The sequence below is a fragment of the Erwinia wuhanensis genome (assembly GCF_030484085.1).
Classification (GTDB): Bacteria; Pseudomonadota; Gammaproteobacteria; order Enterobacterales; family Enterobacteriaceae; genus Erwinia; species Erwinia aeris.
The window spans coordinates 766,430-790,956 of sequence record NZ_JAUJUH010000001.1 but is presented as its reverse complement, the minus strand read 5'-3'; the positions used below and the strand labels follow the sequence as shown (position 1 = coordinate 790,956).

Annotated in this window: 24 protein-coding genes and 3 tRNA genes; 12 read left to right on the top strand and 15 right to left on the bottom strand. The window is 55.8% G+C overall.

Translation table 11 applies throughout. From position 1 onward, the window contains the following. Nucleotides 1-53: 53 nt before the first annotated feature. Nucleotides 54-458: a hypothetical protein gene (locus QZH36_RS03595; protein WP_253454450.1), complete on the bottom strand. Its 405-nt coding sequence runs from the start codon at nt 456-458 to the stop codon at nt 54-56. 392 nt (nt 459-850) lie between these two features. Here QZH36_RS03595 and sufA point away from each other — a divergent pair, with 392 nt between their 5' ends. The 7 genes from sufA (at nt 851) to QZH36_RS03560 (ending at nt 7,457) form a co-directional block, all read left to right on the top strand. Continuing rightward, nucleotides 851-1,225, top strand: a complete 375-nt coding sequence (gene sufA, locus QZH36_RS03590) for a Fe-S cluster assembly scaffold SufA (protein WP_125289773.1) — start codon at nt 851-853, stop codon at nt 1,223-1,225. 5 nt (nt 1,226-1,230) lie between these two features. After that, a complete protein-coding gene (sufB, locus tag QZH36_RS03585) occupies nt 1,231-2,724 on the top strand; it encodes a Fe-S cluster assembly protein SufB (RefSeq protein WP_125289774.1) in 1,494 nt (497 codons plus the stop codon). A 55-nt stretch (nt 2,725-2,779) separates the two neighbouring features. Then, nucleotides 2,780-3,526: a Fe-S cluster assembly ATPase SufC gene (gene sufC, locus QZH36_RS03580; protein WP_301729664.1), complete on the top strand. Its 747-nt coding sequence runs from the start codon at nt 2,780-2,782 to the stop codon at nt 3,524-3,526. Then, nucleotides 3,501-4,778 carry a Fe-S cluster assembly protein SufD gene (sufD, locus tag QZH36_RS03575; RefSeq protein ID WP_301729663.1) on the top strand — a complete coding sequence of 426 codons (1,278 nt, stop codon included), beginning with the start codon at nt 3,501-3,503 and terminating at the stop codon, nt 4,776-4,778. Before sufC ends, sufD begins: the two co-directional genes overlap by 26 nt. Continuing rightward, a complete protein-coding gene (sufS, locus tag QZH36_RS03570) occupies nt 4,775-5,998 on the top strand; it encodes a cysteine desulfurase SufS (RefSeq protein WP_301729662.1) in 1,224 nt (407 codons plus the stop codon). The genes sufD and sufS overlap by 4 nt, the downstream gene beginning before the upstream one ends. Before the next feature lie 24 nt (nt 5,999-6,022). After that, entirely contained in the window at nt 6,023-6,445 is a 423-nt protein-coding gene (gene sufE, locus QZH36_RS03565) for a cysteine desulfuration protein SufE (RefSeq protein WP_253454447.1), read from the top strand. 70 nt (nt 6,446-6,515) lie between these two features. Then, nucleotides 6,516-7,457, top strand: coding sequence for a L,D-transpeptidase family protein (locus QZH36_RS03560; RefSeq protein ID WP_301729661.1), 942 nt, complete (start codon nt 6,516-6,518; stop codon nt 7,455-7,457). Nucleotides 7,458-7,774: 317 nt separating this feature from the next. On the opposite strand, the gene QZH36_RS03555 is transcribed toward QZH36_RS03560, so the two are convergent. From QZH36_RS03555 to QZH36_RS03530, 6 genes are all read right to left on the bottom strand, one after another. Next, the gene (locus QZH36_RS03555; protein WP_016169824.1) at nt 7,775-8,011 is read right to left on the bottom strand and encodes a major outer membrane lipoprotein; all 237 of its coding nucleotides are present in this window, start codon (nt 8,009-8,011) and stop codon (nt 7,775-7,777) included. 305 nt (nt 8,012-8,316) lie between these two features. Then, nucleotides 8,317-9,729, bottom strand: coding sequence for a pyruvate kinase PykF (gene pykF, locus QZH36_RS03550; RefSeq protein WP_125289780.1), 1,413 nt, complete (start codon nt 9,727-9,729; stop codon nt 8,317-8,319). A 509-nt stretch (nt 9,730-10,238) separates the two neighbouring features. After that, nucleotides 10,239-10,315, bottom strand: a tRNA-Val gene (locus QZH36_RS03545). A gap of 4 nt (nt 10,316-10,319) precedes the next feature. Beyond that, nucleotides 10,320-10,396 (bottom strand) — tRNA-Val (locus QZH36_RS03540). A gap of 4 nt (nt 10,397-10,400) precedes the next feature. After that, a tRNA-Val gene (locus QZH36_RS03535) sits at nt 10,401-10,477 on the bottom strand. Between the two features lie 141 nt (nt 10,478-10,618). Further along, complete coding sequence (locus tag QZH36_RS03530) at nt 10,619-11,992, bottom strand: MATE family efflux transporter (RefSeq protein ID WP_253454445.1); 1,374 nt, start codon at nt 11,990-11,992, stop codon at nt 10,619-10,621. A gap of 94 nt (nt 11,993-12,086) precedes the next feature. On the opposite strand from QZH36_RS03530, the gene QZH36_RS03525 reads away from it, so the two are divergent. Further along, nucleotides 12,087-12,743 carry a riboflavin synthase subunit alpha gene (locus QZH36_RS03525; protein WP_301253218.1) on the top strand — a complete coding sequence of 219 codons (657 nt, stop codon included), beginning with the start codon at nt 12,087-12,089 and terminating at the stop codon, nt 12,741-12,743. Nucleotides 12,744-12,777: 34 nt separating this feature from the next. On the opposite strand, the gene cfa is transcribed toward QZH36_RS03525, so the two are convergent. Together cfa and punC are read right to left on the bottom strand one after the other, a co-directional pair. Further along, complete coding sequence (cfa, locus tag QZH36_RS03520; RefSeq protein ID WP_301253219.1) at nt 12,778-13,926, bottom strand: cyclopropane fatty acyl phospholipid synthase; 1,149 nt, start codon at nt 13,924-13,926, stop codon at nt 12,778-12,780. Between the two features lie 298 nt (nt 13,927-14,224). After that, entirely contained in the window at nt 14,225-15,412 is a 1,188-nt protein-coding gene (gene punC / locus QZH36_RS03515; RefSeq protein WP_253454442.1) for a purine nucleoside transporter PunC, read from the bottom strand. A gap of 114 nt (nt 15,413-15,526) precedes the next feature. Between punC and punR the strand changes: the two genes are divergently transcribed. Continuing rightward, nucleotides 15,527-16,435, top strand: a complete 909-nt coding sequence (punR, locus tag QZH36_RS03510; protein ID WP_253454441.1) for a DNA-binding transcriptional activator PunR — start codon at nt 15,527-15,529, stop codon at nt 16,433-16,435. A gap of 30 nt (nt 16,436-16,465) precedes the next feature. Here the strand turns inward: punR and purR are convergent, their stop codons facing one another. Together purR and QZH36_RS03500 are read right to left on the bottom strand one after the other, a co-directional pair. Further along, entirely contained in the window at nt 16,466-17,491 is a 1,026-nt protein-coding gene (purR, locus tag QZH36_RS03505; RefSeq protein WP_253454440.1) for an HTH-type transcriptional repressor PurR, read from the bottom strand. A gap of 319 nt (nt 17,492-17,810) precedes the next feature. Continuing rightward, entirely contained in the window at nt 17,811-18,593 is a 783-nt protein-coding gene (locus QZH36_RS03500) for a C40 family peptidase (RefSeq protein WP_301253223.1), read from the bottom strand. A 360-nt stretch (nt 18,594-18,953) separates the two neighbouring features. Between QZH36_RS03500 and QZH36_RS03495 the strand changes: the two genes are divergently transcribed. Further along, a complete protein-coding gene (locus tag QZH36_RS03495) occupies nt 18,954-19,292 on the top strand; it encodes a Grx4 family monothiol glutaredoxin (RefSeq protein WP_125289787.1) in 339 nt (112 codons plus the stop codon). A gap of 61 nt (nt 19,293-19,353) precedes the next feature. On the opposite strand, the gene rnt is transcribed toward QZH36_RS03495, so the two are convergent. The 4 genes from rnt to eptA all read right to left on the bottom strand — a co-directional run bounded on the left by rnt (nt 19,354) and on the right by eptA (nt 23,551). Then, on the bottom strand, nt 19,354-20,004 hold the full coding sequence (rnt, locus tag QZH36_RS03490; protein ID WP_253454437.1) for a ribonuclease T: 651 nt from the start codon (nt 20,002-20,004) through the stop codon (nt 19,354-19,356). Between the two features lie 103 nt (nt 20,005-20,107). Further along, nucleotides 20,108-20,515 carry a lactoylglutathione lyase gene (gene gloA, locus QZH36_RS03485; protein WP_253454436.1) on the bottom strand — a complete coding sequence of 136 codons (408 nt, stop codon included), beginning with the start codon at nt 20,513-20,515 and terminating at the stop codon, nt 20,108-20,110. Nucleotides 20,516-20,725: 210 nt separating this feature from the next. Then, nucleotides 20,726-21,823 (bottom strand): alkene reductase, encoded by a 1,098-nt coding sequence (locus QZH36_RS03480; RefSeq protein WP_253454435.1) that lies wholly within the window; start codon nt 21,821-21,823, stop codon nt 20,726-20,728. 60 nt (nt 21,824-21,883) lie between these two features. Further along, nucleotides 21,884-23,551, bottom strand: coding sequence for a phosphoethanolamine transferase EptA (gene eptA / locus QZH36_RS03475; RefSeq protein ID WP_301729660.1), 1,668 nt, complete (start codon nt 23,549-23,551; stop codon nt 21,884-21,886). A 131-nt stretch (nt 23,552-23,682) separates the two neighbouring features. Between eptA and QZH36_RS03470 the strand changes: the two genes are divergently transcribed. Both QZH36_RS03470 and sodC read left to right on the top strand, forming a co-directional pair. Beyond that, the gene (locus tag QZH36_RS03470) at nt 23,683-23,922 is read left to right on the top strand and encodes a DUF1289 domain-containing protein (RefSeq protein WP_253454433.1); all 240 of its coding nucleotides are present in this window, start codon (nt 23,683-23,685) and stop codon (nt 23,920-23,922) included. A 74-nt stretch (nt 23,923-23,996) separates the two neighbouring features. Continuing rightward, nucleotides 23,997-24,515, top strand: coding sequence for a superoxide dismutase [Cu-Zn] SodC (sodC, locus tag QZH36_RS03465; RefSeq protein WP_253454432.1), 519 nt, complete (start codon nt 23,997-23,999; stop codon nt 24,513-24,515). Nucleotides 24,516-24,527 lie beyond the last annotated feature (12 nt).

Here is a 24,527-nt window from a genome sequence, read left to right as displayed (position 1 = left end):
CAGAGCAGATATCTTCACGCCGCCAGGGTATAATGGTCTGTTCTGGCGGCGAGCTACATAATTCGCGAGGCTTTGCGCACAAACTCATTTTGCAGCGCGGTCGCCTTATCCCATTCGCCGCTCAGCGCGAGCTGATGGCACAGACGGGTAAGCGAGTGGCGCGCCAGCTGCCAGGCTTGCATACGGAAGAGGCGTTCCCGCTCGGGATTGCCCAATTCCTGCAACAGACGTTGATGCAGCCTGCCGAGCGCGTGCAGATAGCTCTGGTCATCGCCGTTTAGCTGGCAGAGTTCGGCCATATCAAGACAGGTATCGTTAAACTTACGCAGCTGTTCCAGGGTGCATTCAGGCCGATTCACTTTGGCCTGCGCCATAGTGTAATCAACGGTGATATCCCGGATGGAAAACTTGTATTCATCAATTTTATGTTGCAGCCAGGCACTCATCGTCAGATTCATTCCGGGACCCATTCACGCTAATGATAATCATTATCATATTATAACTGGCGCATTATTCAACGCTGGCGCAAAAAATTTTTATCGATTTATGCTGCCTCTCAGATAAATTGGTAATAACAATACGCGTTAAGGATGAAAGGGGTAAAATAACCATTATTCCTGCTTAGCGCAGCGCGGCTGATATTTACTGGCTGCTTTTCAATGTGTTACCATTTCGTTAAATCACTGCGTGACACACATCGCAAACCTCTTCACAGGGTCTAAACTGAATAAAGAGGCCCAAAAAAGCCCGGTTGGCCTTAATCCCTGCAAAACAAGAGGTTGAAGAGACAATCATTATCACTAACATAGGGGTATCAGCCCGCAGGGCTACCGACTCGCGAGGTAATGTTATGCCATCAGCAACGACCGCTTCTTTTTCGCCGGACGATTTCGTCTGGAAAGGACTGACGCTTACCGACAGCGCCGCACAGCAAATCATCGCGCTGTCCGCCAGCGACCCGCACGTTAAGGGTTTAAAGCTGGGCGTTAAGACGTCCGGCTGCGCCGGATTCGGCTACACCATGGATTTAATTAAAGAGCCTGCGTCAGATGATTTAGTGTTTACCCATAACGGCGCGAATCTTTATGTGCCGCTGCAGGCTATGCCTTTTATCGACGGAACCGAAGTCGATTTCGTTCGTGAAGGCCTGAACCAGATTTTCAAATTTAATAATCCTAAAGCTCAACACGCCTGTGGCTGTGGTGAGAGCTTTGGCGTTGAGTAAATTTTATGTCCCGAAATACTGATACATCAGACGACGTGCAGGTCTGGGAAGGAAGCCGCCAGAAGTACAAGGAAGGATTCTTCACTCAGCTGCAAACCGAGGAGTTCGCCAACGGCATCAACGAGGATGTGGTACGTGCGATCTCTGCTAAACGCAATGAGCCGGAGTGGATGCTTGATTTCCGCCTGAAAGCCTACGCGGCCTGGCTGGAGATGGAAGAGCCACACTGGCTGAAAGCTAACTATAAGTCACTGAACTATCAGGATTACAGCTACTATTCCGCACCGTCCTGCGGCAGCTGCGATGACAGCTGCGCCTCAGAGCCTGGCGCACAGCAGACTTCCGGCGCCGCGGCGCCGAACTACCTGACGGAAGAAGTGGAAAACGCCTTTAAACAGCTGGGCGTGCCGGTACGCGAAGGGCAGGAAGTGGCCGTAGACGCCATTTTCGACTCCGTGTCGGTGTCAACCACCTATCGCGGCAAGCTGGCGGAGCAGGGCATTATTTTCTGTTCCTTTGGCGAAGCGATCCACGATCACCCTGAGCTGGTAAAACAGTATCTGGGCACCGTGGTGCCGGCCAACGATAACTTCTTCGCGGCGCTGAACTCGGCGGTAGCGTCAGACGGCACCTTCGTTTACATCCCGAAAGGGGTACGCTGCCCAATGGAGCTGTCCACCTATTTCCGCATCAACGCGGCGAAAACCGGCCAGTTCGAGCGCACCATTCTGATTGCCGATGAAGGCAGCTACGTCAGCTATATCGAAGGCTGCTCCGCGCCGGTGCGCGACAGCTATCAGCTGCACGCGGCGGTGGTGGAAGTCATCATCCATAAAGATGCGGAAGTAAAATATTCTACCGTGCAGAACTGGTTCGCCGGCGGCGAAGCGGAAGGCGGCATCCTGAACTTCGTGACCAAGCGCGCGCTGTGCGAAGGCGAAAACAGCAAGATGTCCTGGACGCAGTCGGAAACCGGCTCGGCGATCACCTGGAAATATCCAAGCGTGATCCTGCGCGGCGATAACTCCGTGGGCGAGTTCTTCTCGGTGGCGCTGACCAGCGGACATCAGCAGGCCGATACCGGCACCAAGATGATCCATATCGGCAAAAACACCAAATCCACCATTATCTCCAAGGGGATTTCGGCGGGTAAAAGCCAGAACACCTATCGTGGCCTGGTAAAAATAATGCCGACGGCGACCAATGCCCGTAACTTTACGCAGTGCGACTCCATGCTGATTGGCGCAGAGTGCGGTGCGCACACCTTCCCATATGTGGAAGCGCGCAACAACACCGCGCAGCTGGAACACGAGGCGACGACCTCGCGCATTGGCGAAGATCAGCTGTTCTACTGCCTGCAGCGCGGCATCAGCGAAGACGATGCGATCTCCATGATCGTCAACGGCTTCTGCAAGGACGTTTTCTCCGAGCTGCCGCTGGAATTTGCGGTGGAAGCGCAAAAACTGCTGGCGATCAGCCTCGAACACAGCGTGGGCTGATCCCCGCTGCTTATTCATTTTGCGCAATGCCGAGAGGTATTGCCCAGGAAAGATTATGTTAAGCATTAAAGATTTACAGGTAAGTATCGAAGACAAAGAGATCCTGCGCGGCCTGAACCTTGAGGTGAAGCCGGGCGAAGTCCACGCGATTATGGGGCCGAACGGCTCAGGGAAAAGTACGCTTTCCGCGACGCTGGCGGGCCGCGAAGAGTATGAAATCACCGGCGGCTCTATTGAGTTCAAAGGCAAAGATCTGCTGGAGCTGTCGCCGGAAGAACGCGCGGGCGAAGGCATCTTTATGGCTTTCCAGTACCCTGTGGAAATCCCTGGCGTCAGCAACCAGTTTTTCCTGCAAACGGCAGTCAACGCCGTGCGTAAATATCGCGACCAGGAATCGCTGGATCGTTTCGACTTCCAGGACTTTATCGAAGACAAAATTCACCTGCTGAAAATGCCGGAAGATCTGCTGACCCGTTCAGTCAACGTCGGCTTCTCCGGCGGCGAGAAAAAACGCAACGACATTCTGCAAATGGCGGCGCTGGAGCCGGAGCTTTGCATCCTTGACGAAACCGACTCCGGTCTGGATATCGATGCGCTGAAAATCGTTTCAAACGGCGTGAACACGCTGCGTGACGGCAAGCGCGCTTTTATTATCGTCACGCACTACCAGCGTATCCTGGACTACATCAAGCCTGACTTTGTGCACGTGCTCTATCAGGGAAAAATCGTGAAATCAGGCGATTTCTCGCTGGTGAAACAACTGGAGGAGCAAGGCTATGGCTGGCTTACCGAACAGGAATAGTGAAAACGCCCTGCAGCAGTGGCATCACCTGTTCGAGACCCAGGGCGAGCAGCGTTCTTTGCAGGCTCAACAGCACTGGCAGCAGGTGCTGCGTTTAGGGCTGCCGACGCGCAAGCATGAGAACTGGAAATATACGCCGCTGGATGGCCTGCTGGCGCACAACTTCGTGCTGCCGACGGCCGCCGAGCTGAGCGCAGCGGACGTTGCCGCGCTGGCGCTGAATATTGACGCGATTAAACTGGTTTTCGTCGATGGCCGGTTCAACGCGCAGCTGAGCGACAGCAGCTGGGATCAGTTTGATATTCAGATTGCCGCAGGCCGCCGCGAGTTGAGCGCACCGATCCAGCCTGAAGTTTTCCTGCATCTGACGGAAAGCCTGGCGGAAGAGGTGACCACTATCCATCTGCCGCGCGGCAAATCGGCAGAACGTGCCGTTTACCTGCTGCATATCAGCAGCGGCAGCGCGCAGGACGAGATGAACACCTCGCACTATCGTCACCATCTGCAGCTGGACGACGGCGCAGAGGCGACGATTATCGAGCATTACGTCAGCCTGAATGAAAGCACGCACTTTACCGGCGCTCGCTTTACCGCGACCGTAGGCAATAATGCGCGACTGACGCACTACAAGCTGGCTTTCGAGCACGCAAGCAGCAACCATTTTGCGCATAACGATCTGCTGATCGAACGTGATGCGCGCGTGCAGAGCCACAGCTTCCTGCTGGGCAGCGGGCTGGCCCGTCACAATACCAGCACGCAGCTGAACGGCGAGGGCACCGAGCTGTCGATCAACAGTCTGATGCTGCCGGTAGAGAAAGAAGTGTGCGACAGCCGAACCTATCTGGAGCACAACAAAGGCTACTGCCAGAGCCGTCAGCTGCATAAAACCATCGTGCGTGACAAAGCCCGTGCGGTGTTCAACGGCAAGATCGAAGTGGCGAAGCACGCGCTGAAAACCGATGGCCAGATGACCAACAACAACCTGCTGTTGGGACGCCTGGCGGAAGTGGACACCAAGCCGCAGCTGGAAATCTATGCTGACGACGTGAAGTGCAGCCACGGCGCGACCATTGGCCGTATCGACGACGAACAGATGTTCTATCTGCGCGCTCGCGGCATCAGCGAAGAATCTGCTCAGCGCATGATTATCTACGCCTTTGCCGCCGAGCTTACCGAAGCCATCACGGACGAGATACTCAAGGAGGCGGTGATGCAGCGTATCGCACAGCGCTTCCCCGGAGGCATCAAATGAGTTTTGACCTGACACGCGTCAGGGCCGATTTTCCTGTTCTGGCGCGAGAAGTGAATGGCCAGCCGCTGGCCTACCTTGACAGCGCCGCCAGCGCGCAGAAACCGCAGGCGGTGATCGATGCGGAAAGCCATTTCTACGAGCACGGCTATGCGGCGGTGCATCGGGGTATTCACACCCTGAGCGCCGAAGCGACCACGGAGATGGAAGAGGTTCGCGCGCACGCCGCGCGTTTCCTTAACGCCGCTTCGCCAGAGGAAATCGTGTTTGTTAAGGGCACGACCGAGGGGATTAACCTCGTTGCCAGCAGCTGGGGCGGCAGCCAGCTGCAGCCCGGCGACAACATCATCATTACCGAGATGGAACACCACGCCAATATCGTGCCGTGGCAGATGGTGGCCGAGCGCACCGGCGCGGAAGTGCGCTTTATCCCTCTGACGGCCGACGGCGAGCTGGATTTGGCCGCGCTGCCAAATCTGATGGATAGCCGCACCCGTATGCTGGCCGTCACGCACGTTTCCAACGTGCTGGGCACCATTAATCCGGTCAAAGAACTGGTGGCGCAGGCGAAAGCCGCAGGCGTCGCTACGCTGATTGACGGCGCACAGGCCGTGATGCATGCAAAAGTCGACGTGCAGGATCTGGACTGCGACTTTTATCTGTTCTCCGGCCATAAAATATACGGGCCTTCCGGCATCGGCATCCTGTACGGGCGTAAAGCCATGCTGGATCAAATGCCGCCGTGGGAAGGGGGCGGATCGATGATCGCCACCGTCAGCCTGACCGCCGGCACCACCTACGCCGCCGCGCCGTGGCGCTTTGAGGCAGGCTCGCCGAATACCGGCGGCATCATGGGCCTTGGCGCGGCGCTGAAATGGGTGGAAGCGCTGGGGCTGGATAACATTGCGCAGCGCGAGCAGGCGCTGATGCGCTACGCGATGGACAAGCTGGCCTCCGTGCCGGATCTGGTCATTTACGGCCCGCAGTATCGCGCAGGCGTGATCGCCTTTAATCTGGGCAAGCATCACGCCTATGACGTGGGCAGCTTCCTGGATCGCTACGGTATCGCCATTCGTACCGGTCACCACTGCGCCATGCCGCTGATGCATCACTACGACGTCCCGGCGATGTGTCGTGCTTCCTTTGTTTTGTATAATAGCGAGGAAGAGGTCGACCGCCTGGCGGCAGGCCTGACACGTATACATATGCTGCTGGGCGGTTAAACCGCCCAGGCAAAGGAGAACTGCATGGCAACACTGCCCGATAAAGAGAGACTGGTTCGCAACTTTTCCCGCTGCGCCAACTGGGAAGAGAAGTATCTCTATGTGATTGAACTGGGCGCGAAACTGCCTGCGCTGCCGGACTCGCTGCACCAGCCGGAGAATACCATTTCCGGCTGCCAGAGCCAGGTCTGGATCGTGATGGAACTGGACGAGCAGGGCCGCGTGCTGCTGCAGGGCGACAGCGACGCCGCTATCGTTAAAGGGTTGATTGCCCTGGTGTTTGTGCTTTACCAGCAGATGACCCCGGCGGAAATTCTCGATTTTGACGTGCGGCCGTGGTTCAGCGAGCTGGCGCTTACCCAGCACCTGACGCCGTCGCGCTCGCAGGGTCTGGAAGCGATGATCCGTGCTATTCGCCAGAAAGCGCAGGACAGTATCAGCCGCTAAGTTGCTACACTTCTCGACAGGCTTCCCGTCATGATGACGGGAAGTGTTGTTTACCTGGCGAGAAATAAAAATGAAAACTCTACTCCTCTCTTCGTTATTTTTTTTCCTCTCTCTGGCGCGTGCGGCCGATTATCCGCTTCCCGCCGCCGACAGCCGTTTAATTGGCGAAAACCAGCTTTATACCGTGCCGGATGACGGGCGCTCGCTGGAAAGCATTGCCGCGCACTTTCAGACGGGCCTGTTAGGGATGCTGGAAGCCAACCCCGGCACCGATCCCTGGCTGCCGAAAGCGGGATCGAAACTGGTTATCCCTACGCAGATGCTGCTGCCCGATACCAAAAGGGAAGGGATCGTGGTCAACGTGGCCGAGCTACGGCTCTACTATTATCCAAAAGATGAAAATAAGGTGGTCGTTTACCCGATAGGCATTGGCCAGCTTGGCGCCAACACGCCTGCGATGGTGACGCGCATCAGTCAGAAGATCCCTAACCCCAGCTGGACGCCCACACCGAATATCCGCAAGCGCTACGCGGCGGAAGGCAAAACCTTGCCAACGACCATACCCGCCGGGCCGGATAACCCAATGGGGCTGTATGCGCTGCGCCTGGCTTACGGCAAAGGCCACTATCTGATCCACGGCACCAACGCGGATTTCGGCATTGGGATGCGGGTCAGCTCCGGCTGTATCCGCCTGCGGCCTGACGATATCGAAAACCTGTTTAACAGCGTGCCTGAAGGCACCCGCGTGCAGATTATCAATCAGCCCGTTAAGTACGCCACAGAGCCGGACGGCAAGCGCTATATCGAAGTCCATCAGCCGCTGTCCCACAGCGAGAAGGACGATCCACAAACGATGCCGATTGCGCTGACCGCGCAAACCAAAAAATTTGTAGGCAGCGCGCTGAGCGATAGTCAGGTTATTAAGGAAGCATTAAAAAGACGTGCGGGATTGCCGGTGCTGGTGAATAAGGGCGAAACGTCGGCGTCTGAGAGCGTCCCAGAAGCGCTTTAAGCGATTATCTTTGTGAAGCGAGGGCGGAAGTGGGCAGAAAGCCATAAAAGGGCTGGAACGCTTTCTGAAGCCTTCGCGCTTTCAGCGCTAACGCAAAGCGATGGCCAGAGCTGGGGGCAGGGCCCGTAACGCACTCTGCAGCCGCAAAGCGGGGCTGGAATGGGGGGCAGTTAAAAATGGGCGGGAACGTGTTCTGCAGCCGCGAAGCGAGGCTGGACGGGGAACAGTTATAAACGGCCCGGAACGCTTTCTGCAGCCGTGAAGGCGACAGGCAAAAAAAATGGCGCACAATGTGCGCCATTTTTAAACCAGAACTCTTACTTACGGTAAGAGTGAGCCTGGTTGTCCAGACGCTGGTTAGCGCGTGCTGCGTCGTCTTTAGCAGCCTGAACGTCAGAACGGATTGCGTTCACGTCGTTGCTCAGCTGGTCAACTTTAGCGTTCAGAGTCTGAACGTCGGTAGACAGCTGGTCGATTTTAGCGTTGCTTGAGCAACCGGCCAGCAGAGTAGAACCCAGGATTACCGCGCCCAGTACCAGTTTAGTACGATTCATTATTTATACCCTCTAGATTGAGTTAATCTCCATGTAGCGTTACAAGTATTACACAAAGTTTTTTCCAATGAGAATAAATTTTTGGTTAGAACGTGCTTAAATTTGATCGTTCGCTCAAAGAAGCACCGTCTTTACGAAAAAGCCCAAAAAATTTAGCGAAAACAGACGATTTCAATCGGACTTATCTCGCCTTACAGCGCAATTGAATAGTTAATCTCGATTGGAATTTTTAGAAAAACCTTTGAGCTAAGCTGTAAAAAAAGCGCCACTCAGGGCGCTTTTTCACTACAAGGCGTAATCTTTGATTACAGAACGTGCACAGACGCGGTATTCGTGGTTCCGCTTGGCACCAGTGCGCCAGAAACCATCACCACGACATCGCCTTTACGACCGTAGCCGCTGGCGATAGCCGCTTCTTTACCGATACGGTAAAAATCATCGGTAGAAGCGATTTCTTTTACCACGGACGCCACAATGCCTTTGCTCAGGATCAGCTGACGCGCGGTCTGTTCGTTGGTGGTTAACGCCAGGATAGTCGCGTTCGGGAAATATTTGCGTACGGACTTGGCTGACTTACCGCCTTCGGTTGCCACCACAATCAGCGGCGCTTCCAGCTTCTCGGCAGTTTCTACTGCGCCACGGCACACGGCTTCCGTGATGCGCATTTTGCGGCTGTCATGCTGAGAGTCGATACGGCTTTTCATCACGCGATCGGTACGTTCGCAGATGGTAGCCATAATGGTGACGGATTCCAGCGGGTATTTACCCTTGGCGCTTTCGCCAGAGAGCATAACCGCATCGGTGCCGTCCAGGATGGCGTTAGCCACGTCGCCCGCTTCTGCACGGGTAGGGCGTGGGTTTTTGATCATCGAGTCCAGCATCTGCGTAGCGGTAATTACCACTTTGCGTGCGCGGTTACATTTCTTGATCATCATCTTCTGCGCGAAAATCACCTCTTCAACCGGGATTTCCACACCCAGGTCGCCGCGCGCCACCATGATGCCGTCGGAAGCGTCCAGGATCTCATCAAAATTGTTCAGGCCTTCCTGATTTTCAATTTTAGAGATGATCTGAATATGCTCGCCGCCGTTCTGCTTCAGGTGCTCGCGAATTTCCAGCACGTCAGAACGCTTGCGGATAAAGGAGGCGGCAACAAAATCCACGCCCTGTTCGCAACCAAAAATCAGGTCACGCTTGTCTTTTTCGGCCAGCGCTGGCAGCTGGATAGAAACGCCAGGCAGGTTAACGCCTTTGTTTTCGCCCAGATCGCCGTTGTTCAGTACCTTACAAACCACGTGGTTTTCGGTCACTTCGGTGACTTCCATGCCGATCAGGCCATCGTCCACCAGGACGGTGTTGCCGATAGAGAGATCGGAAGTGAAGCCAGAATAGGTCACCGCCACGCGCTCGCTGTTGCCGATAACGGACTGGTCGGTGGTGAAGGTAAAGGTCTGACCGGCTTTCAACGACACGTCCGCGCCGCCTTCCAGCTTCATGGTACGAATTTCTGGCCCTTTGGTGTCCAGCAGAATAGCGGCCTGCTTGCCGGTTTTGCTCATCACCGCGCGCAGGTTAGCGATACGCTTACCGTGCTCATCGTAATCGCCGTGAGAGAAATTCAGACGCATAACGTTCATGCCCGCGTCCAGCAGGTTGGTCAACATTTCTTCCGATTCGGTTTTTGGACCGATAGTACAAACAATCTTGGTCTTTTTCATGACGAGTCATCTGTTAAGTTGTGATGGATGAAATAAAGCGTAATCCCGGTGATTGGGGGTGCGACCGCCCGAGCGGCGAACTGCGATACAGCTTAAGGATAGGTGACAGAAAAAAAGCGTGCAGAGGAAGTTTAAACGCGGTTTTGGCGCAGGCGCAAAGATCGGTTGCGCAACCAGCTATCGTTTTTGCTAAAGGGCCAACCATACGCTGAAACCATTCAAGTGAAACAACGTTTCGTATTATAGCTACTCAGCCCATTGAAAACCAATTAAAAAGTAGGCCGGAACGGGGGAAAGCTTGCACCAGATCAGATTGTTGCGCAAAAAAAGGCGGTGGCCGGGCGCAGAAAGAGCCATTCGGGCGCGAGAAAGGGCAGCGCGGTGAAGCAAAGCGTTACGGGAAAAAGCAGCAGACCGAAGCGAAAGATTATGGGAGATAAATAGCGCGTTGAAACAAGTGATTACACAAAACAGCGGCGTGGAAAGACGTGACGGGAGAAAGCAGAAGATGGTGCGTTCTAGAGGACTCGAACCTCCGACCCCCACCATGTCAAGGTGGTGCTCTAACCAACTGAGCTAAGAACGCAAGATGGTGCGTCCGAGTGGACTCGAACCACCGACCCCCACCATGTCAAGGTGGTGCTCTAACCAACTGAGCTACGGACGCACTGTGGTGCGTTCTAGAGGACTCGAACCTCCGACCCCCACCATGTCAAGGTGGTGCTCTAACCAACTGAGCTAAGAACGCATCATGCTGTCTGAGTGACAGCGGGGACGAATATTAACGACAGCCCTGGCGGCTTGCAAGCAGAAATCGCTATTTTCGGTGCGACTGCTGCGCAACTGTGCGAAGCGCAGCATTTTTAAACATCCGGTTTAAATGAAGATGTTAGCGGGCCGCGCGTGCCAGCAGCTGCGCTTCAGGCTGCCGCTGCAACCGCAGAATACGCCAGACCATCATAATCGCGCTGGAGGTCAGGCCAATAATAAAGCCTGTCCAGAAGCCCGCCGGGCCCATCGGCGCCACCACCCAGTCCGTTAATGCCAGAATGTAACCGCTGGGCAGGCCCAGCACCCAGTAAGCGATAAAAGTGATAAAAAAGATGGCGCGCGTATCTTTATAGCCGCGCAGAATGCCGCTGCCGATAACCTGAATCGAATCGGAAAACTGATAAATTGCGGCCAGCAGCATCAGCTGAGCCGCCAGCGCCACCACGGCCGGATTCTGATTATAAAGCAGCGCGATTTGCTCGCGAAACACCACCGTGAACAGCGCCGTCAGCAGCGACAGCGACATGCCCACGCCCTGCGCCGTCCATGCCGCTACGCGAGCGCCTTCGGTCGAGCCCTGACCAAGCCGGAAACCCACGCGGATAGTGGTGGCTGCGCCAAGAGAAAGCGGCAGTACAAACATCAGCGAGCTGAAGTTCAGCGCTATCTGGTGACCCGCCACCTCGACGATGCCCATCGGCGACACCAGCAGCGCGACGACGGCGAACAGCGTCACCTCAAAGAACAGCGCCAGCGCGACGGGAAGGCCGAGTTTAAAGAGGCGGGAAAGCGCCTTCGCATCGGGCGGACTGAACCGATCCGCCAGGCGGATATCGCGCATGGAAGAGGCACGCGAAACCCATATTTTCATCGCGATAAACATTACCCAGTACACGGACGCCGTCGCCACGCCGCAGCCGACGCCGCCAAGCGCGGGCATCCCGAAATGGCCGTAGATAAAAATATAGTTAACCGGAATATTCACCAGCAGCCCGAGAAAGCCCATCACCATGCCCGGCTTGGTTTTGGCGAGGCCTTCGCACTGGTTGCGCGCGGTCTGGAAAAACAGATAACCCGGCGCTCCCCACAGCAGCGCATGAAGATAGCCTACGGCTTTATCCGCCATCACGGGATCGATATTTTGCATAGAACGGATAACATAGCCGGCGTTATACAGCACAACCATAACCAGCAGGGAAGCGAAGGCGGCCAGCCAGTACCCCTGACGAACCTGGAAAGCGATACGATCGCGGCGGCCCGAGCCGTTGTACTGCGCCACAACCGGCGTGAGCGAAAGCAGCAAACCGTGGCCGAACAGAATGGCGGGCAGCCAGATAGATGTGCCGACCGCAACGGCAGCCATATCCGTTGCGCTGACGTCGCCGGCCATCACCGTATCCACAAAGCCCATAGCGGTTTGCGCAACCTGCGCAAAAATTACCGGAATTGCCAGCGCCAGCAATTGACGCGCCTCGGTCAGATACTTCTGCACATATACACCTGTTTTTTAACTGAAGGGAGAAAGACTATTTGGTATAGTTTTAAGATCAGACAAGAATAGCGAAAAATCCACCGAGGTCATAATTATGTTTACCGGTATTGTGCAGGGCACCGCAGAGGTGTTGGCAATTGAAGAGAAACCGAATTTTCGCACGCATATTGTCCGCCTGCCGGACGAGCTGCTGCCGGGACTGGAGCTGGGCGCTTCCGTATCTCACAATGGCTGTTGCCTGACGGTGACCGGGGTTGACGGCAACCGCGTCAGTTTTGACCTGGTAAAAGAGACGCTGCGTATTACCAACCTGGGGGATTTAAAGCCCGGTGATATTGTTAACGTAGAGCGCGCGGCGAAATTCAGCGATGAAATCGGCGGCCATTTAATGTCCGGTCATATTATGACTACCGCCGAAATCTGCAAAATCCTGACGTCTGAAAATAACCGCGAAATATGGTTTAAGCCGCAGGACAGCGAGCAGATGAAATATATTCTGCATAAAGGCTTTATTGGGATTGACGGCATCAGCCTGACGGTTGGCGAAGTCACCAAAAGCAAATTCTGCGTGCATCTGATCCCGGAAACGCTGGCAAGAACCACGCTGGGCGGCAAGCGGCTGGGCGACAGGGTGAATATTGAAATCGATCCGCACACCCAGGCGATTGTGGAAACCGTTGAGCGCGTGCTGGCGCAGCGTGAAGCAGCGCTGCTGGCGGCGGCCGCTGCGGAAATTCAGCCGGAAGAGTAATAAACAAGGTCGGCTTAGTGGCCGACCTTGTCCGCTAGTGCGGTACGCGCAATCCGCCCTCTTTACCGTGGGTAAAGACCACCTGCCAGAGCTGAATATCCCGCGCGCGGAAAGCGCCCGCACAGGCGTTAAGATAGTAGCTGAACATGCGCTTAAAGCGTTCGCCATATTTATCCGCCAGCTGCGGCCACGCCGCTAAAAAGCGCTGGTGCCAGGCCATCAGCGTCAGATCGTAATCCGCCCCAAAGTTGTGCCAGTCTTCCATCACAAAATGCGGTTCGTGCGCCTCGGCAATATGGCGTACGGAAGGCAGGCAGCCGTTAGGGAAAATATATTTATCGATCCACGGATCGACATTATCGTCCGTTTTGTTCGCACCAATGGTATGCAGCAAAAAGATGCCGTCCGGCTTCAGATTGCGATCGACCACGTTAAAATAAGTGGCGTAATTTTTTGGCCCGACGTGCTCAAACATACCAACGGAAACGATGCGGTCAAACTGCTGATCGAGGTCACGGTAATCCTGTAGCAGGATGGTGACGTCCAGCCCTTCACCACGTTGCTGCGCCAGCTTCTGCTGCTCGGCGGAGATCGTCACGCCTGTCACCTTGACGTTGTAATGCCGCGCCGCATAAGCCGCCAGCCCGCCCCAGCCGCAGCCGATATCAAGCAGCGACATCCCGGGTTCCAGCTGAAGTTTCTCGCAGATCATTTTTAATTTAGCCTGCTGCGCCTGCTCCAGCGTTTCCGCCTCTTTCCAGTAGCCGCAGGAGTATTGCATGTAGGGGTCAAGCATCAGCGTAAAAAGGTCATTACCAAGGTCATAATGCTCTTTGCCGACAATCCAGGCGCGCTTGCGGGATTGCAGATTAGTGAGGCGCGCGGCGGCGATGCGCAGCGTATCTTTAAAATGGCGAGGAAGCTGCTGATCCAGCTTAGCCAGCAGCACGCGGTGAAAAAACATATCCAGCTGCTCGCACTCCCACCAGCCGTCCATATAGCTTTCGCCCAGGCCCAGCGATCCTTCCTGCATCACGCGTTTAAAAAAATCGGGATGGGTCACCTGAATATCCCAGGGACGGGTGCCGTTAATTTCGATATCCGCGTTGCGTAACATTTCCTGGGCGATTCGATACCACTGATTTTCTTCCAGGCTCACTTCTTCTATACACGATGAACTCATAGCTTCTCCATCACCCTTCGTGATTGAAACCTGAGAAAAAGAATCATCAATTTCCACAGGGTTTGAGAAAACGCACGCTTAGCCGTGCGCCTGATATCCGGCGTTACAGAGGATTGAACTGAAACCTACAGAATGAGGGTGACGCCTGCCACAAAAGAGAACACCCGGACAACCCTGTCAGGAATCAAAAAAATGATACAAAGTTGTTATGAATTATTGCCTGAAATTGAGTATATGCTCACCTCAGGCAATATTCAACGCCTTATCGTTAGGACGCTAACTAAATAGATTCAGCCAGTTAACGACGGCTCTGAGCGTGGGTCAGGGGAGCGTTGGCTAACGTCGTCCTTTGTAAAATATAGCCAATAATTGTCAAAAACACAGTACTGAGCATGACCAGCGACGTGGTGGCGAGCGGGTTAGCAATAAAACCGGAAACAATCATGCTGGCGACGAAGCAGAGACCAAGCTGCAGCGTGTTTTGCAGCGCGGCTGCTTTACCGCTGGCCTGCGGAAAAGGCAGCAGCGCATTCGCCACCACAATCGGATAGATAGCGCCGTTGGCCAGCGCCATACCGCAAAACGGCAGCAGCAGCGCCCAGGTCGAAGGCGTTTCCACCTGTGCGGCGATGAAAAACGCGCCCACGCTGAGGGCATACAGCGTCAGCAGCCAGGGCAGCAGCGAAGCGCCTTCGGTCTGCTTCAGCAGTGCCCGACAGCCGTAGCCGCCGGCGAGAAAGGCCAGCGTCTGCGGCACGTAGCTAAGGCCGATATCGCCCGGCGACATGCCCAGTTCGGCCAGAATAAATGGCGAACCGGTCAGCCAGGCGAAAAAGCTGGCGGAGCAGGCGGCGTAAATCAGCACGTTGCCGCTCCAGATCGGCGACTTCAGCAGCGTGAAGAAACCCACTTTCGCCTCTTCCTTATGCTCTTTTGGAGCAGGCGTCGACAGAAAAAGCGTGGCGACCAGCAGGATCAGGGCCAGCAGCAGCAGCGCCAGGAAAATCGACCGCCAGGCAAAGTGGTTCAGCAGCCAGGCACCCAGCAGCGGGGCCAGCGCCGGCGACAGCGCCACCAGCGGCATAATAGTGGCAAACACGCGGTTGGCCTGCGCGCCGGAATAGCGATCGATCACCAGCGCCTGCCAGCTGACGGCGGCGGCGCAAATGCCTACCGCCTGTAAAAAGCGCAGCGTCAGCAGCATGGTGGTGGATTCCGCCCACCACATTGCGCCGCAGCTGACGGCAAACAGCCCCAGCCCCATCAACAGCACCGGCTTGCGGCCAATGCGGTCGGAAAGCGGCCCCCAGAACAGCTGCGCGCTGGCAAACCCGGCCAGGAACAGGCTGAGGCTGGCGCTGATGACGCCCGCTTCGGTTTGCAAATCCTGCTGCATCGCCGTAAAGGCGGGCAGATACATATCGGTGGCAAGAAAACCCGCAACGCTGAGCAGCGCGAGGTAAAGTAAAAATCCTTTCGACGGCATGAGATTTTGCTCTTTTTTATCAGGTGAATAGCGGACGGCAGTGTAAAAGAGTGCGATAGCGGTTGTGAAACGGTAATATTTGCGTCTTGCGTTCAAAAATTTTGCAGGAAGAATATGTGGTCAGAACACTCGCTTGAGGTGATTGATGCGGTCGCCCGAACCGGCAGCTTTACCGCCGCAGCGGCGGAGCTGCATCGCGTTCCGTCCGCCATCAGCTATACCGTGCGCCAGCTGGAAGAGTGGCTGGCGGTGCCGCTGTTCGAGCGGCGTCACCGGGACGTGGTCTTAACGGCGGCGGGCGAGGTCTTTATTCAGGAAGGGCGGAGTGTTATCAAAAAAATGCTTGCCACGCGACGCCAGTGTCAGCAGGTCGCCAACGGCTGGCGCGGCCAGCTGAATATTGCCGTCGATCGCATTGTTAAAACCGCGCGTACGCGCCAGCTGGTGGTGGATTTTTACCGACATTTTCCCGATATGGAACTGCATCTTTCACCGGAGGTATTCAACGGCGTATGGGATGCGCTGGCCGACGGCCGGGTTGACGTGGCGATAGGCGCGACGCAGGCCATTCCGGTCGGCGGACGCTTCGCCTTTCGCAATATGGGAATGCTCAACTGGCGCTGCGTGGTGAAGGCGGATCATCCGCTTGCGCAACACCGGGAGAAGGTTAGCGAGGAGGCGATCCGGGAGTGGCCTTCGCTGGTGCTGGAAGATACCTCGCGCGCGCTGCCGAAAAGAACCACCTGGACGCTGGATAATCAGCGACGGCTGGTCGCGCCGGACTGGGAGAGCGCGTTTGATTGCCTGCTGGCCGGGCTGTGTGTCGGCATGGTGCCGGGGCATCTTGCGCAACCGCTGCTGCAAAACGGCTCGCTGTGCGAACTGAGGCTGGATCCGCCTTTTCCGGATAGCCCCTGCTGCGTCAGCTGGTCGGAACAGCAGGCGTCGCCAGCGCTGCGCTGGCTGCTGGATTATTTAGGCGAAACGGAAACGCTGAACAGCGAATGGCTGCGGGAGGCGTAAAAGACGGGCGGCGGATGGCCGCCCGTGCGCTTAGCGACGGTAGTCGAGGAAAGGGCCGTCCGCTACGGAGCGACGTTCAATCAGCGTCGGATGCACTTCAATCGTCTGCGGCTCTTCGCGTTTGCTGGTAATACGATCGAGCAGCATATTGAAGGCCGTTGCGCCCAGACGCTCTTTCGGCTGGTGGACGGTGGTCAGCGCGGGGGTAAAGTAGCGCGAGTTGCGCACGTTATCATACCCGATCACCGAAATATCCTGCGGTACGCGCAGGCCCATCTCGTCTGCGGCGCAAATCGCGCCCATCGCCATCACGTCGCCGCCGCAGAATACCGCGGTAGGACGCTGTTTTTGCGCCAGCAGCTGCTGCATGGCGCGATAGCCCGATTCCGGCTCAAAATCGCCCTGAACCAGCCACTCTTCGCGCAGCGTAATCCCCGCTTCGTTCAGCGCCTTGAGGAAGCCGGCATGACGACCGCCGCCGGTATTGCGCTCCATATGGCCCGGGATCACGCCGATATCGCGGTGGCCGCGATCGATCAGATAGCGGCCTGCCAGATAACCGCCTTCAAAAGCGTTATCGAGAATAGTGTCGGTAAAATCGCCGCGCGACTCGCCCCAGTCCATGACGACCATCGGGATGTTGCGGTGATCTTCCAGCATCTTAATCAGCTCATCCGGGTACTCGGCGCACATGACCAGCAGGCCATCGACGCGTTTTTGCGCCATCATCGACAGATAGGCCTGCTGCTTTTCCAGTTCGTTATGCGCGTTGCCCAAAATCAGCGTATAGCCTTTGGCAAAACAGCTGTGTTCAACCGCCTCAATAATTTCGGCGAAATAGGGCGCCTCGCTGGAGGTCGCCAGCAGGCCAATGGTTTTGGTGTTATTGACCTTCAGGCTGCGGGCCACGGCGCTGGGCGAATAGTGCAGCGCTTTGATCGCTGCCCAGACGGCTTCCCGCGTGTCTTCAGCGACAAAGCGGGTTTTATTAATGACGTGGGACACCGTGGTGGTTGAGACACCGGCGCGTTTGGCCACATCTTTTATGGTTGCCATGGAAAAAGACTCCTGCGCTGTTCAGTAAGTCACTGAAAAGCGGTTTGTTAAACGATTGCCTGGAATGATGATAATCCTGATATAAGTTGCGCATAATTTGTTGCGGAATGGTTATAACAGGAGGGAGTTCAGGGTGGCGAAACAGACTTGAGCAGAACATCATGTCGGCTAAATGCCTGTTGCGCAACAAACCGTGGATTCTAACAAGAGCAGGCGCAGAACACGAGGGTTTTAGGGCAACAGGCGAAAATTTTGCGCAAATAAGAGTAAACCGGCCCGGATCGTTTGCGCGATCCGGGCCTCCAGCCTACTGAGTGGGCTAGCGGATAGTTTTCGGCGTCATGACGCGGCGAGCGCCGACGTAGTGCTGCTCCCAGTAATCTTCGCTGAGCATACTCACCTGGATATCCTTGCCGGTACGCGGCGACTGGATAAACTTGCCGTTGCCCAGGTAAACGCCAACGTGATCCGCCGAGGCGCGGCCGTTGATGCTGAAAAATACCAGATCGCCTTTTTCCAGCTCGTTGCGCTTGATCGAAGCCGCATCCCGCAGATGGTACATTTCGTTAGCGGTGCGAGGGATCTTAAACTTCACCAGATCTTTATAGGCATACCAGACCAGACCGCTACAGTCGAAACCGGTCTTGGGCGAGGTGCCGCCCCAGAGATAGGGCTTGCCCAGCTGGTTCATCAGCTTGCTCATCGCCGTTTCGCGGGCTTTCTGATAGCGGGCGCGATGCGCTTTGCTGAGCTTAAGCGGGGCCGAGGCCGAGCCGCTGGTTAAGGCTTCCGTCTCTTCGTTGCGCAAGCGATGACGACCATAGCGTTTCTTGGGCGGCAGCGCAGCGGCGACGGTCTGCGTTTTTTTGCGCAGCTTAAACTTTTTAGCAAGGGGCGAACGGCTTTTGGTTGGGCTGGCTTCTTTTACTTTACGTGTAGAGGTTTTCACCGGGCGGCGCTTGCGGCGATCGTCTTCACGAGCAGGCGTGGCGCTGTCTGCTTTGTGGTGGTCCGCTTTAACGGCAGCGTGTGGCGATGCGTGCGCCACAGACATAAACAGCTGGGCAAAGGCCAGCATCAGCAACGTGATGAGTAAACGCATCTTTACCATTAACAGTTTGTGCTCCCGCCAGTGGCAAGAGCATGGCTAAATAAGGAGATCTGCGCCTGGGCAGTCAGTCAGGACGATTCTAATCGAACTCTTTACTAAAAAGTAAGGCCTTTTTTGTTTCAATCGTCGCAAAGCGGTAAAAGCTGTAAAATTTAGCCTGTTCAAACATTTATCTGCGCAAATTTGCCGCTGATATTTACAGTTAACGCAGCGCCGCCGGACCGAAAATGGTATTTTAACATTTTGTTTTCCGACCGTAGCGTCAGTGGGCGACTGAAAATGACATTTTCATCACGCTCGCAGACTCGCTACACTATACAGACACGAAGTAGCCGATTGAGGAAGGCATTTATGAGCACCATTGAGAAGATTGAGCGCCAGATCGCAGAAAACCCGATTCTGCTGTATATGAAAGGTTCCCCAAAACTGCCAAGCTGCGGCTTTTCCGCGCAGGCCGTACAGGCGCTGTCCGCCTGCGGCGAGCGTTTCGCCTATGTCGATATCCTGCAGAATCCGGAAATTCGTGCTGAGCTGCCTAAATACGCCAACTGGCCGACTTTTCCACAGCTGTGGGTAGACGGCGAGCTGGTCGGCGGCTGCGACATCATTATTCAGATGTTTCAGGCGGGCGAACTGCAGCAGCTGATCAAAGAGACGGCGCAGAAATATCCTTCCGACGCGGCAGAATAAAACGTTGCGCTAAGCGAAGAGACTATCGGACAGGCCTGACAATGCGTCAGGCCTGTTTTTTTTAGTCGAGGTTCGCCGTTTCCGCCAGCGGCCAGCCGCCCAGACGTTTCCAGCGATTAACCAGCTCACAGAACAGATCGGCCGTCTGCACGGTATCATACAGCGCGGAATGCGCCTGCGAACTGTCGAAAGGCATTCCGGCGGCCGTACAGGCTTTCGCCAGCACCGTTTGCCCCAGCACCAGGCCGCTCAGCGCGGCGGTATCAAAGGTGACAAACGGGTGGAAAGGATTACGCTTCAGCCCGGCTCTTTCCGCCGCGGCATTCATAAAATTCAGATCGAAAGTGGCGTTATGAGCCACCATGACGGCACGATTGCAGCCCTGATCTTTGATACCTTTGCGCACGGCTTTAAAGATGGCGTGCAGCGCTTCGTACTCGCTGACCGCGCCGCGCAGCGGATTGGCAGGATCGATGCCGTTAAAGGCCAGCGCTTCGGGTTGCAGAACAGACCCTTCGAACGGCTCAACGTGAAAATGGAGCGTTTCGTCTTTCTCCAGCCAGCCATCGTCGTTCATTTTCAGCGTGACGGCGGCCACTTCCAGTAAGGCGTTGGTTTTGGCGTCGAAACCGGCGGTTTCAACATCGATCACTACCGGATAAAAACCGCGAAAACGGCTGCTGAGGGCGTTAAGTTCGTTCGATTCGGACATCAGGATCTCACAGGCGAAAATTGAGCGCGTATTATGGCAAATTTCGGCATGGGTTGCAGCAGGGGAAGGGGAAAGAAGGGTGCCGGGAAGGCACCCCGACGCGTTACGCGCCCAGGCCGTGGCCCGCGTGTTTGTTTTCGATCAGTTCGATTTTATAGCCGTCCGGATCTTCCACAAAGGCGATAATGGTGGTGCCGCCTTTAACCGGGCCGGCTTCACGAGTTACGTTGCCGCCTTCGTTGCGGATACGGTCGCAGGTAGCCGCCACGTCGTCCACGCCCAGCGCGATATGGCCGTAGGCATCGCCCAGGTCATATTTATCCACGCCCCAGTTATAGGTCAGCTCAATCACCGCGCCTTCGCTCTCTTCGGTATAGCCTACGAAAGCCAGCGTGTATTTATATTCGGTGTTTTCACTGGTGCGCAGCAGGCGCATGCCCAGAACTTTAGTATAGAAATCAACGGAGCGTTGCAGATCGCCAACGCGCAGCATGGTGTGAAGTAAGCGCATAACATCCTCTTTGAACAAACGTTATCATCCGATAACAAGCATAGCCTGAATTCCTGCCGTTACGGGAACCAGCAGGCATTCCCGGCGGTAAAACGTCCTTCAGGTCGTTTTACCCGCGTGAGAGAATAGCAGCTATAGCCTGGCGGAAACCAGGAAATGCGTGCTTTCTCGCGCCGTCAGACGTCGGACGGCGATAAAACCCGCAGGCGCTTACAGGAACGGATAGTCCGTGTAGCCTTCTGCGCCGCCGCCGTAAAAGAGTTCCGGGCGTTGCTCGTTCAGCGGCGCGTTCTGCCGCAGGCGCTCGACCAGATCCGGATTGGCTATGTAGTCGCGGCCAAAGGCTACGGCGTCGATCAGGCCTTGTTCAATCAGCGCTTCCGCTTTCTCAGCGCTGTAGCCGCCTGCGCCCACAATCACGCCGGGATAAGCGGCGCGGATCGCCTCGCGGAAGGCATCGCTGTAAGGCTTGCCGCCCGCCCAGTCCGGTTCTGAAATATGCAGATAGGCCAGATTGCGCTTCGCCAGCTCGCCGATGTAGTAAAGCGCGGCGGCTTCCTGATCTTCGCCGTTATCCAGACCGTTAAACGGCCCGAGCGGCGAAATACGAATGCCGATCCGGTCGGCGCGCCAGCCGTCAATGGCCGCATCCACCACTTCCAGCGCAAAGCGCGTGCGATTTTCCACGCTGCCGCCGTAGGCATCCGTGCGCTGGTTAGACGCGGGCGAAATAAACTGATGCATCAGGTAACCATGCGCGGAATGCAGCTCCACCAGGTCAAAATCCGCTTCGCGCGCGTTGATCGTGGCCTGACGGAAATCGTTGATCACGTCGTCGATCTCATCCAGACGCAGCTCGCGCGGCGTGGAGGTCGCTTCACGGATCGTCCGGCCCTGGTCATCGCGCAGAGAGGTGCGGGTTTCGGCATTAATGGCGGAAGCCGAAACGGGCGCTTTACCTTCCGGTTGCAGGCTGCTGTGGGAGATGCGTCCGGTATGCCAAAGCTGTACCGAACTGTGGCCGCCTTCCTGATGGATACCGGCATTAATCGCTTTCCACGCGGCGATCTGCTCGGCGGTATGCAGGCCTGGCGCGCCGGCGTAGCCTTTTGCCTGGAAGGAGATCTGCGTGGCTTCGGTGATGACCAGTCCGGCGCTGGCGCGCTGGCGATAGTATTCACCCATCAGCGGCGTAGGAATATCGCCCGGTTCGATGCTGCGCAGGCGCGTCAGCGGCGCCATAAAGATGCGGTTGGGCACCACAATCGCGCCAAGTTTTAAAGGGGTAAAAAGTTTTTTCAGCTGCATTTATCGCTCCTGGGAAACCGGCTGCCAACCGCCGATACGGCGGTGGCAAAGCCAAAATTTTCAGTGACTATTGAGCGTAGTAGAGAAATTGCCGCTACCTGCAACGGTACGGCACGATCGGATCATATCCAGCGCGGGCTGGTACTCTTTGGTTTCAATATTCATCATTCCCAGCAGCGTATGGAAAACGTTGTCCTGCGACACCGCCGCGCCGGAAGCCTGCCGCAGGCAGGTACTATTGATGCCAAAGGCGCTGGCGTAGCCGTCAGAAAGCCACAGCAGAAAGGGAATATGCGTCTGCTGAGTGGGCGCAATCAGATAAGGCGCGCCGTGCAGATACATCCCGCGTTCGCCCAGCGATTCACCGTGATCGGAAAGATAAATCAGCGCGACGTTGTAGCGGCTGCTGTAGGTCTTCAGCAGGCCGATGGTGTCATCCAGCATTGAATCGGTATAGACGAGCGTATTGTCATAGGTATTGACCAGCGCCTGGCTGTCACAGTCCTGGATCTGGTTACTGTCGCAGGTCGGAGTAAAGGGCCTCTTGTCGGCCGGATAGCGCCGGTAGTAAGCCGGGCCGTGGCTGCCCATCTGATGCAGCACAACTACCGTGTCGTTTTTCATGCTGTCCAGATAGCGATCCAGCCGCCACAACAGCACGTCGTCAAGGCAGTAATCGTCACGGCAAAAGTTCTTCAGCTGCCAGCGCGTCATGTCGGTATGCGGCACGCGGTCACAGGCGCCCTTACAGCCGCCGTCGTTTTCCCGCCACAGCACGCTGACGCCCGCATGGGCCATTACGTCCAGTAGCCCTTCCTGATGGCGCGCCAGGCTGGCATCGTAATGCTCGCGCGGCATATTGGAAAACATACAGGGTACGGAAATGGCCGTTTCCGTCCCGCACGAAGTGGCGTTGGGATAATAGATGACGTTATCTTTTGCCAGCTTCGGATTAGTGTTGCGCGCATAGCCGCCGAGTGAAAAATTTTCCGCCCGCGCCGTTTCGCCCAGCACAAACACCACCAGCGTTTTTTTCTGCTGCGCTAAAATCTGCGGGCCTTTACGTGCATCCTGGCCGATTTTAATCAGCGTGCGATCGCCGTCAAACCAGCGATTATCAATATAGTGGCCAATGCCGCTGACGATATTGACCGGCGTAATCATTTTCACCAGGCCTTTATTGTTACGGATAAGCGAGGCGTAATCTTTATAAAACAGCGCGGCGACCAGCAGGATCGCCAGCAGCGCCGCCAGGGCCGTGCCGGTGCGAAAAGCGATATTCATCCACCATGGACGCCGCGTCACAATCCTGACCCGCCAGATAAGCAGCGCGGGTAGCAGGCCCAGCAGAAGCAGCCAGAGGATATAGCGCAGGCTGAACAGGGCGGTCGCTTCCTGCAGATCCGTTTCAAACACGTTCTGGATCATATTGGTGTCGATAACGGTGCCAAAGCTGTAAATAAAATAGTTGGCCGCCGCGCTGACGATAGCCAGAAAAATTAACAGGGGTTTTCTGATCCACGGCAGGGCGGCCACGCTAAAAATAAACAGAAATCCGCAGAACAGCACCAGCGGCATGGTGGCAGCGAAAAAATAATCCTTCAGCTCGCTGTAAGGGATACGCTCCCACGCGTGAAAAAAGAACAGCGCATTCGGGATAAGCGTAAAAAACAAGGCAGCATAAAAGTTAAAACTGATTTCATTGCAGCGTAAAGCAGTCAGCTTCATAAAGGTTCATCAGCAGTAAGCGGTGAATGAGCATAGCTTTGTTAGCACAATTAAACATTAACTGAGGCTAAACGATGTTAAAAGACTAACATTAATATTACATTTGAATTTTCCCTGCATAAGGAGCGACGTTGGCCGAACAACTGGAGTTTTTCCCCGTTCCCAGCCCGTGCCGGGGGATCTGTCAGAGCGACGATCGCGGCTACTGCCGTGGCTGCCTGCGTAGCCGCGAGGAGCGCTTTAACTGGATGAAGTTCAGCGATGCGCAAAAACGCGAGGTGCTGCGGCTTTGTCGTCTGCGCTGGCAACGACTGTATCGTGTCGGCAAACCGGCCGAGCCGGACGAACCGGAACAGCCTTCTTTGTTTTAGTAGACAGATTCTTATGCAGTTCTGCAAATAGCGGCCAGGCTTATAGCTTCCACAGCAAAATGTGAGGAAGTGTAATGAGACGTATAAACCTGCTTATGGTATCGCTGGCCTTTTGCGGCCTGGCCCAGGCCGCCAGCGAAAAAGTCGATATCAGGCTTGCCACCCCTGAAGGCGCGGGCGACAGTATTGGCCAGGTAACGATAGCAGAAACGGCCTATGGCCTGAGCTTTACGCCGCAGCTGAAAGATTTACCTGCGGGTATTCACGGCTTTCACGTACACGCCAACGGCAGCTGCGATCCAAAAACCACCGACGGGAAAGCGGTTGCCGCAGGCGCGGCGGGCGGCCATCTCGATCCGCAAAAAACCGGCAAGCATCTGGGACCGTGGCAGGATGGTCATCTGGGCGATTTACCGGCCCTTTATGTGAGCGCCGACGGCACGGCGACCTATCCGGTGCTGGCGCCGCGCATTAAAAAACTGTCGGATATTAAAGGCAAAGCGCTGATGGTGCATGCCGGCGGCGATAACCATGCCGATCATCCTGCGCCGTTGGGCGGCGGAGGCGGCCGTTTCGCCTGCGGGGTGATCTAACCAAACCGCCGC